The 13,034-nt window shown below is 43.0% G+C and carries 6 protein-coding genes; all 6 read left to right on the forward strand.

The features are described 5' to 3' along the window. Window positions 1–2 precede the first annotated feature (2 nt). Window positions 3–4,157 carry a SprB repeat-containing protein gene (locus IPM47_19590; protein ID QQS29011.1) on the forward strand — a complete coding sequence of 1,385 codons (4,155 nt, stop codon included), beginning with the start codon at window positions 3–5 and terminating at the stop codon, window positions 4,155–4,157. Window positions 4,158–4,400: 243 nt separating this feature from the next. Beyond that, complete coding sequence (locus IPM47_19595) at window positions 4,401–5,318, forward strand: IS982 family transposase (protein ID QQS29012.1); 918 nt, start codon at window positions 4,401–4,403, stop codon at window positions 5,316–5,318. A gap of 230 nt (window positions 5,319–5,548) precedes the next feature. Then, window positions 5,549–10,570, forward strand: a complete 5,022-nt coding sequence (locus IPM47_19600) for a M4 family metallopeptidase (GenBank protein QQS29013.1) — start codon at window positions 5,549–5,551, stop codon at window positions 10,568–10,570. A gap of 57 nt (window positions 10,571–10,627) precedes the next feature. Beyond that, window positions 10,628–10,804 (forward strand): hypothetical protein, encoded by a 177-nt coding sequence (locus IPM47_19605; protein ID QQS29014.1) that lies wholly within the window; start codon window positions 10,628–10,630, stop codon window positions 10,802–10,804. Window positions 10,805–10,916: 112 nt separating this feature from the next. Next, window positions 10,917–12,020, forward strand: coding sequence for a hypothetical protein (locus tag IPM47_19610; GenBank protein ID QQS29015.1), 1,104 nt, complete (start codon window positions 10,917–10,919; stop codon window positions 12,018–12,020). Window positions 12,021–12,023: 3 nt separating this feature from the next. After that, window positions 12,024–12,986 carry a hypothetical protein gene (locus IPM47_19615; protein ID QQS29016.1) on the forward strand — a complete coding sequence of 321 codons (963 nt, stop codon included), beginning with the start codon at window positions 12,024–12,026 and terminating at the stop codon, window positions 12,984–12,986. Window positions 12,987–13,034 lie beyond the last annotated feature (48 nt).

Raw genomic sequence — 13,034 nt, forward strand, 5'->3', positions numbered from 1 at the left:
CCATGAAAAACACAAAATACATTCTGTTTATTTTATTAGCATTTGCAATAACGCAAAATACATTAGCACAATTTGTTTTGCAGTACAAAACGTGTTATACCTGCCCGACAAGTAATTTTCAGGAAAACTTGGTTTCTGATGATTTTGGTAGAAGACCTACGGGCAGCCGTTGGCATAAAGGATTAGATTTTAGCCCGGCAGCAGGCGATGGCGATGTGGGTTACGAATTATTGGCATTGCAAACCGGCATCATAACTGATTTAGATGTATCGGGTTACAAATACATAACAGTACAAAGCCCCGCTACACCCACACAGCCGGCTATTATCTATGGTTACGGGCACATCTTTACCGATACAGGTAGCAATTGCGGTAATTTTGAGTTTCATAATATGCAAGATCCGAATGCTGGCGTTCCTGCAATTATTTTTAAAGATAATGCTAATAATTTTGTCCATGCAATATCCAGAATAGAAGGTCAAGTATCGTATATGGGCAACATATACCCCGTTTCCAACCAAGTAATAGCCGGGCAAAGTATTGCGCCATTAGGCAATTCGGGCGGTTTTGTAGGAGCAGGGCATGTGCATCTATATAATTTTACCATACCCAATCAGCCTAATCCTGGTGGAGACCAAGCACTGTATAATGCAGGCGATTATTTCTTCAATTTCAAAAACCCGCTTGATTTTTTAGATTATATGCCTGCACAGTACGCGCTAAATATCACTCCATCGCTTGTTTATACACCCAGCCAATTCTCTCATATAAAAGTACGTTGTGCTATTAATGGAGAACCCGTTCCAGACCCAACGCCCAATAGGCATGATACAGCTATGGATATAGATGAGGTACAATTGTTGATAAAGAAAAGCTACCAAACCAACAATGAGTATGTGCTTATGAAAGGGGTTTGGTTAGAAAGTAAAATCTGCCAAGGAGGTCGCTTTGTTAACGCAAATAGCGACAGATATCCGGCACCGGGTTTTCCTCCACATAATACTCCTGCCCCTACCCTAACTACTAATTTCCCTTTTAACAGAGTTGATATAGCGCATTATGATGACGATATAGGATTAGGAAGTGCAACAAGAACGGGAGTGCGTTCATACGCCTACAATACTAACCCCTACGACGATTATTTTTTTTCAGACCTGAAGTTGCGTATTCATAAAGACGATGAATATTCTGATGCCTTAATACAATACGCCTACATAAACGAAGATTCCCGCTACCCCGACGGTAATTACTTCCTGCTTGCAAGTGCCACCACCGTAAACGGAGACATTTTCGACAGCGACCCTACTCCCATAGTTATCGACAACTTCCGTCCCTACATCAAGGAGGTGTTGATTACGCAGGGCGGCTTGCCGCGTTATCACGCCGTTTGGGAATGGGATGCCGAATTTGATAATGGCACCGGCAATCCGCCGGGACGATTAGAATATAATAGGTATTCCATTACGTCCGTATTAACTTCGGGCGAAGACTTGGATGTCCAAATTACTGCGTCAGAACCCATGGACGAAATTTATTTCACCGTAGGAAGCACATTAGCAATTCATACCGCTCTCGACTACACCGAAAACTCTACCATTGCGTGGTTTGAAATTTCATCCTCCTTTTTGGAATCGCTGATAGTCAACGAATACCATACTCTCAATATAACCGGACAGGATTTAACGCTTAATTTTTTAACCGGCTTCCCCTCAAGTCCACCGGATTACACCGCTGCCCAACTCCCTCATCGTACCGGTGCCTCTTCTTGGAGTACGCCTTTTAGCAATACCACCGATTGGGCACATTTTTTCTATCTTTCCAATTGTTTTCCGGGTGAGGGGGAAAGCGGACCTTGCATCCTGGATGCCGGTATCGGATTGTTCAATTCTTGCGGCAACGTGTTTAACCCCGTCGGCAATAATCTCTGCGCGGGGGCTGCTTTAGAAGTTTACGATTTCTCGTGTGCCGCCTGTGCCGAAACGGCAGAGTGGAATTTTGATGGCGGAACAGCCGAATTGATTGACGCTGATCCGGACTATTACCTCGTTTCTTGGGATACCCCCGGCACTTACACCGTTTCCCTTTCGTTATGGGGCAGTGAGGCTTTTAACGAAGACGGTATGGATACCTACTCGCAAACCATAACGGTTTCGGAAACAGGGTGTACGGGTAACGGTATGGAAGATATAACTGTCGGTTTTACCATTACCCCTACTTGTATCGGTTCTTCGGAAGGTTCGGTCAGCGTATCTGTTTCGCCGTCAGGTTCTTATACCTATTCATGGCTCAATGCCGGCGGGCAAAGCATCGGTACGGAACAAAACCTGCAACAAGCTACCGCCGGTACTTATACTTTTATATTGGAGAACACCACTGATAATTGTACCGGCACATGGGAGGTGGAAGTTCCGCCGGGGGTGACCATGCAGGTATTACAAACCAATGCAGTTTGCCGGCCTGTCGAAGACTATTACGAGCTTAAATATTCCATAACCAATTTGGATTACAATCCGGTCTATTGGGTTACCGATAACGATACGGGCAATTCCCAACCAATCGAACCCATATTGGCAAATACTTTGACAATAACCCATTTGCCGAATAACTACACCGTCCATTTTGATAATGATTGTGGGGGAGGAGGCGAATTTTCGGGTACGCATGATTGTTGCGGTATGCCGGATGGAGAGATATTGGTTACAAGTTCCTTTTGTCTTAGTACTTTTGAGCCGCCAAATATATTCCATTGGTGGGCTCGTGTGTTTTTAACGGCTACGGACCCTATACCGGGAATATACACAAAAAATCTTTATTTGTTAGAAAATCCCGTGCCTTTTCACACTCAAACTTGGGATGCCTATTCTCTGGGGCAAGATCAGATTAGCGCACTTATACCGCAGGGAATGGACGAAGAATATTTTCGCTTGCAAATAACCGACCCCGCCGGCTGTATATTTGTATATACTTTCAATTGCGACGGAGCGTGGGTGGCAGGAAACGATATAATTGTGGATGAAAATGGCAATCCAACCCAAACACCGCCCATATTTTCCAATAGTTTTCCCGATTCTTATTCGGTATGCCCCGGCGTGGAGTTATGCATACCCTATAGCGTATCGGACCCGCATTGGTACTTGCCTGTTTCGGTTTTGATTGCCGATAATCCTTCAAATTTTGAAATCGAAGAACGCGATATAAATTTAGATTATCCAATCAGAAGCGGCTTGTTATGCTTTACTCCCCAACCGTCACAGACGGGTATTCAACACATATCCATTCTTGCCATAGACGGACATGAAATTACGCCTTGGTACAGTTATCATCATATAACGGTAGATGTCCTCTGCTGCCCGACCGGCTTCGACTACCCGCAAGAATTGGAAGCAGTTTATGACTGCAACGGCGACCTTTACCAACCCGCAGAAGCAACCGTTACGGCTCTGACCAACGGATGCAACCTCGACTTTACCGTGAACGGAAGCGCCAACCACACCCTCGGTCATCTCGGAGAAGGCGTTTACGACCTCACCCTGTCGTTCAACAACCAAACCTATCTGATTGAAGACGCGATTACGGTTTCGGGCATTTATATGGACGACGGCAACCTGCAAATTACCCACACCATCCAACCCAGCCTTGCCGCCTGTAGCAGCGACCAATGCAACGGGCAGATTTCTTTGTCCGTTTCGGAAGGAAGCGGCAACTATACTTACCATTGGAGCGATTGCATTCCGCCGCCCGGCGAAATGATGTTGCCTTGTAACAGTCCCTTGCGCAATCACCTTTGCAGCGGAAGCTACACCGTTACCGTAGCAGACGACCTGACCGGTTGCGAATCAGTTTACTCCGTCAATGTGAATCTATACTACCCGCCCAACGCCGGGGTTTTATCCGACAATGAGTTTAGTGTCAGCCCTACGGTTTTCAGCGGCAGCACCACCCTTACTTATCGGGTAGGATACGATGCGCAGGTGAGCATTTCTATGTTCAATGGTCAAGGTATTTTGGTGGACTCGCCCATTCAGCAGGAGTTCCGCGCCGAAGGGCAGTACAACATGACCCATTCCCCTCCTTCCGGTTTGCCGCAGGGGGTTTATTATTATGTGCTGTATGTGTGCGAGCAGTATATTACGAGGGTGGCGATTAAAATAGGTTAAAGCAAGGTAAATTATTGCTCAATTCTGTATCCGGGATTTCTTTTGACAAAAAAGAAGTTCCGGATATTGTTTTTTATGAAAACAACATTCCGAAACCTGAACAACATCAACAAAATTACTTATTAACGTGAGGTTGGAATTAAATTTAGATAAATAATAGTGGGGAATAGAAAAAAGAGGTTGTGGTTGATATAATTTTGAGTTTGGAAAAAAAATCACCAACCAACAACCCCTCTATTCTTTATGCTTCTTGTTATAACAAACAAACTGGTATCGTTGTACATAGAGATTGACGATTTATTGCTTGACTATACTAACTGCAATCAATCACACTGTATTTTGGGTCATAAACCTCAGGGACGAAAGCTTGGTTTAAGTCCATCGGAAATAGCCACAATTCTTGTATTTTACCAATTATCCGGTTACAAAACTTTTCAATACTACTATGAACAACTCATTTTGGGCGAATTTAACCATTATTTTCCGAAAGCACCCGGCTATAAGCACTTTTTATCATTGATACACAAATGCTTGCCGGTATTAGTGCTTTGGATGTTACGTTCATGTGAAAAAGCCCTCAAAACAGGCTGTTACTTCATAGACGCAACCAAATTACCGGTATGCCATATACATCGTCAAAGCCAAAATCGGGTGTTTAAAGACATCGCTGCCAAAGGTAAGACCTCCACAGGTTGGTTCTTTGGCTTGAAGTTGCATTTAGTCATCAACCAATTCGGAGAAATTGTTAAGTTTGCGTTTACTGCTGGAAATGTGGCAGACAATAACCACAACTTGCTGCGCTATCTGTTGGGCAACTTGCAGGGCAAATGTGCGACAGACAAAGGCTATTACACCAAACTCTTTGACGAATTTGTTAAACAAGGTTTACAACTTATCCTAAAACCAAAGAAGAACCGTAAAAATCAATATCCCGCTTTGCCTAAAGATGTCTCTCTCAGTAAAAAAAGAGCATTGATTGAATCGGTAAATGATATTCTGAAAACAGTTTGCAATTTAGAACACACAAGACATCGCAAACCGGAAAACGCTGCTACACATTTTATGGCTGCGCTAATTGCCTATCAACACTTAGATAAAAAACCATCTGTTTTTATCCCCAACGAAAATAATTACACAAACACCATCCAATTTGTTGCTTAATATCACTTAATCCCTTGTAAAATAAGGCTCCAATTTCCAACCTCACGTTTATTATTACGCCGGTTATTACATCTACTCTGCCCATTAATGAACTTGGTTAGGGCAATATTAAATACACAATACCCCCTCAATTTATATTTGCCTGATTACAGTTAGGACATCTTCCCTAATTTTATTGCGATTACTATTCAAAAATTTCAATTATTTATAAACTACAAAAACCACTTATAATGAAAACACTATTAACATCAAACCATATACAGTTTTTAGTATTGATTATTGTCTCCGGCACATTGTCGGGCTGCGGTAGTTGGTTTGCAAAAAAACAGGAAGATTCATCAGAAAAGACGAATACTGCAACCGTAAATCTTGTTCCCTTAGATTCTTTACTTATTAATAAAGAGTGTTACACTATGGATCCGCTTAGAAGATTGCCCTTTAAGGGTGATACGCTTAGTTTTTGCATTTATCATTTTGATACGAGCGCTAACAAATGCAGACTTAGACCCGATTTTACCTTTGAAACAGCCTTTACGAAACCCGAGTTTAAACAATTTTTTAACATACCCCCCGATTTTACAGTAGAACACTGGATAGCCATACAGGGTGACCATCATTATTGGATGTACTACAAAGGCATTAGAATTGATTGCCACAGTCCCGTCGGGATTGATAAAAATAGTACCGGTTGTAGTATAGGGGCGAGAGTAAATTACTTTTACCCTAAAGGCGAACCCGAAAATATTCAGGTAAGCCCAGAGGTAGCCATTGATTCTGCAACCAAATATTATATTAAATGCTACAAGCGCGTTCCCCGAGTAGAAGTTCCTGCTACTAAATTAGCCTATTACATACGTCCGGGTACAAACAGTTATATTTACCTCTGCCATAAAATTAATTTAGGCGATCAATACATATATATAGATGCCATTACCGGCACCATAAGAGGTAGTGGAAGCGCCAATAATGATGTGTTTATCACCACCCCATTCAACCCCGTTGACGATGAACCGGATTATCCTGTAACGCTCTGGTATGGCAACGATTTGCCTTATTTTACGCAATATCCCGATGAAAAACAAATTTGGCTGAGTTCCTGCGATTTTGGAAGTTGCAAGCTATATCATTTAAAACAAGATAACACCTCCCATCGCATGGAATCCTATACCAATCCGGACGACTTTACCGCCACCAGTGATTCGAAGCGTTATCATTGGTGGTCAGACGACGGAGCAGATGCGCCTCCGGGCATTTCGCTCAATTTTAGTGCGTTGCCCAGTGCTTGGGGCATTGCCGACGGGCAGGCGGTAATTGCTTTTACCCCACCCAGCGGTATTGTCAACGATTATACTATGGGTGGCACTTTTTCGGGAACCAACAATACACTTCTAACCGGATTAAGCGCAGGCATACATACTGTAAACATTGTTCATAATACAATCGGCTGCAATTATCCACAGGCAATTGCCATAGGCACACAAGATGGCTTTATCGTTACACCTACCTTAGTACCCGTTACCTGTTACCAATACGGCAATATTGTGATTAACATGAGCAATGCCGCAGGTGCGGAGGTCATGATTACCGGACCCATTGCCACTCCCCAATTTAACGGAATTGTTTATTCTTCCTTTCCGGCAGGCTCCAACAGTTTTGATGTGGCAGAGCAGTTAAATGCAGGCAGTTTATTACCGCCGGGCAATTACGCTATATTAGTGCAAAAAGATGGCAAATACACCGCCCTTAATTTGCGCCTCGATTACCCCAATTGCCCCAATGAAATATCCATGCTTAGTACTGCCTATTGGGCTATTGAACGCGTTCATTCTTTTTTTCAAAATCCCGCTTCGTTAAATTGCTACTTTACCTCTGCACCACCGGCTGCCCCCACTACCGTAAACCTATCGCTCACCTCCGGCATTAACCAGTTTACCGCCGGCAACCCGCTCATTGAGTTATGCCTCTTAAACAGCTGGGAACTTAATGCCGCTACCAATCTTACAAGTCTGGTATTCGATAATAAAATCCGAATAAGGGTGAGCAATGGCAACGGATCTGCACCCATGGTAGATTTAGATATACTGGCGCACGAATATGCCCATGCCATCAATGCAAAAGGGGTAAATGTGCAATGTGATAACCAACCAGTTGAGGGTGGCGCACTTGTAGAAAGTTTTTGCGATATTATGGGTATTATGGTGCAGAGTACCATAAGACAATTAGACTGGAATATAGGCGAATCGGTGGGTACATTGCGGGCTTTAAACACCCCCAAATTATACAACAACCCTACTACTTATGGCGGACAATATTGGAATGCCGCCACAACATCAAGCGACGGGATGCGTTACACCAATTCTGGCGTATTCAGCTATTGGTTCTATTTGTTAGCATCAGGGCAGAGCGGCACAGTAGATGATGGCTTTAGCGCGCCCTATCCAAATAATATTTCGGGCAGAAATGTGCCTTCGGCTACTGCATTTAATGTGCCGGCCATAGGCGCAGAAAAAGCAGCTAAAATACTGCTTGAAGTTTTTACCACAAACACCATTTCTAATTCATGGGGGCTTAATAATACAATAAATCAGAACTATCTTGGCATAGCAAAGGCAACGCTTACTGTGGCGGGGCAACTGTATGGCACTTGCTCTGCCGAAGTACTTGCTGTGCGTGAAGCATGGCGAGCAGTGGGTATAGATGCGTGGCAAGCAGAATCGGTAACCTGCGATATAACCAAACCCTACATTAAAGAGCTAAAAGTTACCAACAGTAGCGGCGCAATTAAATATCATAAACACTGGCAAATAAACCCCGTTAATGGTAAATTATGCTTGACAGATGTTACTGCCACCTCTCAAAGTTTAATTGTTCAAACAGGAAACACATTTCAGCTTGAAGTTACAAGCAGTGAACCTTTGTCCGATTTTTCTTTTTTGGGCTTTAAACCAAGCGGAGCAGGTCTTCTTAGTACTGGCTTTACGTCTGCCGTCACTTCTTCTAACGCCACCATTTGGACAGCCACTATAACCACAGATGCTTCTTTAGAACTTCCAGGAGGGGAGGTAGCCTTTGTTTTCAGCGGACATGATATGGCAGGTAACGAATTGTTGTCAATGCATAATATGATTACCGGCACACCTCCTTGTCTAAATTATAACGATCTCCCACAGCGATTTTCTCCCACAGCACCTTGGATGCCAACTACCGCACCGCAAGGAACCGATGAAATTCATAAAATGAACCTGTATGCCTGCTCCCTCGATTTGCCCGATTCCGACATCTGCGACAACCACCTCCCCTACATCCAATCGGTGCAGATTAACGATATTGCAACCGGCTACATCATAGCCCACCAAAGTTGGGAGCTAACCGAAAGCCAAACCCATCTATGCCTTGTCAACAATATTGAACCCGAACAAACAACAGATTTAACACAGGGGCTGTTTTTAACCGTCGTTACTTCCGAGCCAATGAGTAATTTAGCATTTGCTGGTGCTGTTGCTCCAACCGGAATTATCTATTACTCAGGTATCAATCAGGTTTCCGGTAGTGGAACTAATTGGTTTTTTACACTATCGTCCTTTAATTTAGCGGGGTTTGACAGCAACACTGATTATAAGCTGCGATTTAGCGGACAAGATTTGGCGGGCAATGACCTGATAAGTATGCATGAATATGAGGGTGCTAATTCTACCCCTCCTTGTATTGCTACAAATGCCTTGCCTTACAAAGATTCCAATGAAAATTGGATGAATTATATATCAGGGTTTGACAAATCCTTTGGATTTACTTATAGATGCAACTTATCCGCCGAGCTTCTCATAGTATGTAATTATACAAGTACGACATCTTCCGTGTATTTCAATATAAATATTACTTCGTGTGCTGAAGATGAAGTAACTTGGTTTGCTCAGATGGATTGGGATGGAGATGGCAATTTTGACCAGTCAACCATTGGAGATGCTATGGGAACTACAATAGTTTACAATTCGACAAGCAATGGGCAAGCACAACTTACCCTTACGAACACCGTAACGGGTGAGCAGTTGGTGTTAAATGCCTATTGCAATGATATTCCTGTTTCTGATGATTGTGAAAATGTCTCTCCCGATTTTGATGATACCACTTTCTCTCAAAATCCTCATTATTGTTTGGGAGAATCTGTCTGCATCTCATATTATGTTACCGATTTTAGTCCTATTGAAAACGTAACCTGTTCGGCAGCCGATGCAACGCACGCCTACCAGTCGGGGTATCACCATAATCCGGCTGCCCCAAATTATGATGATGCCTATTATTGGCAATCCGGCACTTTCTGTTTTACACCAACCGCTACAGATGCGGCACAGGGCGACATGTTTGTTTTCCTTTCGGCAACAGACATGACGGCTGTTTGGTGCCAACAAACAGGGCATGCTGCTTGTATTGTTACTAACCTCTGCTGCCCCACCGGCTTCGACTATCCGCAGGAATTGGAAGCAGTTTACGACTGCAACGGCGACCTGTACCAACCCGCAGAAGCAACCGTTATGGCTCTGACCAACGGCTGCAACCTCGATTTTACCGTGAACGGAAGTTCCAACCATACCCTGAGCCATCTCGGAGAAGGTGTTTATGACCTCACCCTGTCGTTCAACAACCAAACCTATCTGATTGAAGACGCGATTTCTGTCGAAGGCATTTATTTGGAAGACGGCAACCTGCAAATTACCCATACCGCTCAACCCAGCCTCGGTGCCTGTAGTAGCGACCAGTGCAACGGGCAGATTACCCTCTCCGTTGCCGGAGGAAGTGGCAACTATACCTACCATTGGAGCGATTGCATTCCACCACCCGGCGAAATGATGTTGCCTTGCAACAGCCCTTTGCGCAATCAGCTTTGCACCGGAAGCTATACCGTTACCGTTGCAGACGACCTGACCGGCTGCCAAACGGTTTATACTGCCGGCGTGAGTCTTTACTACCCGCCCAACGCCGGCGTTTTGTCCGACAATGAATTTAGTGTCAGCCCTACGATATTCAGCGGCAGCACCACCCTGACCTATCGGGTGGGGTATGATGCACAAGTAAGCATTTCCATGTTCAATGGTCAGGGTATTTTAGTGGACTCGCCCATTCAACAGGAGTTCCGTGCCGAAGGGCAGTACAACATGACCCATTCCCCTCCTTCCGGTTTGCCGCAGGGGGTTTATTATTATGTTCTGTATGTGTGCGAACAGTATATTACGAGGGTGGCGATAAAGATTGATTAGCCCTGTCTAAACATGCTGTCCGGCGGTTTCTTTTGACCGGAAAAAACGCCACAGATTTTGTTGTTTTATCAAAATACTGCCGCAATTGGCACAAACTTCAACAAAAATAAGTATCATTGTTCCGGTTATCAAAAAACAATTCCTGATAATGATGGCACAACAAACACATATACCCCCCCCATATATGTTCGCTTACAGGCAGTTGTAAGCCACACCGCCCTGCTCCCTCCTTAGTGCCATACGTTTGTTTATAGCGCTGTTTTAACAACAGTTTATGGTTTGCTTTTTGCCTTACACAGACAAGAAGCATCAGATTTATATTTTATCATAGTAAAAATCCTTTTTTATGAAAACCTATTATTTTGTAAAATCCCTCAAACTTGGGTTATTATGGGCTTTGCTTGCAGCCCTGCCGTGTGTGCAAACGCTTATGGCACAATACAGCAACCGAAACATCATTATCACCCCACCCCAAAAACTCAGCGAGGGAGAGGAAGATAATGAGATAGTGTATGAGTACGAATACAACACCTCGCAAAGCGGAAGAAAAACTGCCTCCTCATTCGCTTACAAGGTCCACTTTGTGAGTAAATCGAGTAGAGATACTTGTGCTTCTTTTAATTTAAAAGACCCTCAGAATAATCCATACCAAAATCTGCCTTACAAGGAAAGCAAAACACCCTTGTATTACTATCTGACAGATTTTAAGACCTACGACCTGTCTAAGGAAAACCCAAAAAAAATAATACAAAATTATTTTCCCGAAGCAGAAAGAATTGTCCAAGAAAAAGGCTGCTTTAGCTTAATGGCAACTCAGGTTGAGCCATTGCACCAGCTTAGTTATCTGGAAAAGGATAAAAATTATGTAGCTATTGCATACACATTAATTGCAAAATTAGACCACAATAAGTGTCCGTTTTCAGCTATGGGAGGCGATGATTACCGCGATGTGTTGTTTCAAACAACCATACTTGCACTCAACAACAAAGGGGAGGTAATAGCAAAAATCATTAGCCACAGAACTAACTGCAACAGGGTAGAAATAGACAATACCGGCAGGCACATAGCTTTCTCTTATGGTAATGCTATGGAAGATTTTGTAAACGTAGAAGACGGATACAAAATTTATGACTTGGGTGAACAACAACTGATTGTAGATAAAAAGGTTGCATTTGTTCAAGGTTGTATTTTTGAAATGGATTATTGTCGCTGCTCATACAATAACCGTCGATTCGTTTCTACTGAAACTACATATAGCTTTTATATGCTGCACGAAAGAGTAGCATATACCAAATCTTTTGAAAGAGGGCAAAAACCAACTTTTAACAAGTTTTGGTATAGCTTAATAAAGTTTTACCCTAAAACATCGGGCAACTTACCTAAAGACTGGAAAAAGCCCGATAGCATTTACTATTTGTTTGAAGAATCTTTCACCAAAGAAAATTTTTAAACCATGAAAAACACAAAATACAGTCTGTTTATTTTATTAGCATTTGCAATAACGCAAAATACATTAGCACAATTTGTTTTGCAGTACAAAACGTGTTATACCTGCCCGACAAGTAATTTTCAGGAAAACTTGGTTTCTGATGATTTTGGTAGAAGACCTACGGGCAGCCGTTGGCATAAAGGATTAGATTTTAGCCCGGCAGCAGGCGATGGCGATGTGGGTTACGAATTATTGGCATTGCAAACCGGCACCATAACTGATTTAGTTGTATCGGGTTACAAATACATAACAGTACAAAGCCCCGCTACACCCACACAGCCGGCTATTATTTATGGTTACGGGCATATCTTTACTGATACAGGTAGCAGTTGTGGCAATTTTGAATTTCATAATATGTATCCTCCAAATCAAGATTTTCCTGTAATTATTTTTAAAGATGAGGCTGGCTATTTAGTACATGCTATTTCGACTTTTATGGGAGATGACGGTCAAGTATTGTATAATGGAAATTTATACCCCGTTACCAACCAAGTAACCGCCGGGCAAAGTATTGCGCCATTAGGCAATTCGGGCGGTTTTGTAGGAGCAGGGCATGTGCATCTATATAATTTTACCATACCCAATCAGCCTAATCCTGGTGGAGACCAAGCACTGTATAATGCAGGCGATTATTTCTTCAATTTCAAAAACCCGCTTGATTTTTTAGATTATATGCCTGCACAGTACGCGCTAAATATCACTCCATCGCTTGTTTATACACCCAGCCAATACTCTCACATAAAAGTACGTTGTGCTATTAATGGAGAACCCGTTCCAGACCCAACGCCCAATAGGCATGATACAGCTATGGATATAGATGAGGTACAATTGTTGATAAAGAAAAGCTACCAAACCAACAATGAGTATGTGCTTATGAAAGGGGTTTGGTTAGAAAGTAAAATCTGCCAAAGGAGGTCGCTTTGTTAACGCAAATAGCGACAGATATCCGGCACCGGGTTTTCCTCCACATAATAC

The organism is Sphingobacteriales bacterium (genome assembly GCA_016700115.1).
GTDB lineage: Bacteria > Bacteroidota > Bacteroidia > Chitinophagales > UBA2359 > UBA2359.

What these genes read in the sequence shown, in the direction of transcription:
- IPM47_19590 (QQS29011.1), top strand. Translation starts at nt 3, where the DNA reads ATGAAAAACACAAAATACATTCTGTTTATTTTATTAGCATTTGCAATA.
- IPM47_19595 (QQS29012.1), top strand. Translation starts at nt 4,401, where the DNA reads ATGCTTCTTGTTATAACAAACAAACTGGTATCGTTGTACATAGAGATT.
- IPM47_19600 (QQS29013.1), top strand. Translation starts at nt 5,549, where the DNA reads ATGAAAACACTATTAACATCAAACCATATACAGTTTTTAGTATTGATT.
- IPM47_19610 (QQS29015.1), top strand. Translation starts at nt 10,917, where the DNA reads ATGAAAACCTATTATTTTGTAAAATCCCTCAAACTTGGGTTATTATGG.
- IPM47_19615 (QQS29016.1), top strand. Translation starts at nt 12,024, where the DNA reads ATGAAAAACACAAAATACAGTCTGTTTATTTTATTAGCATTTGCAATA.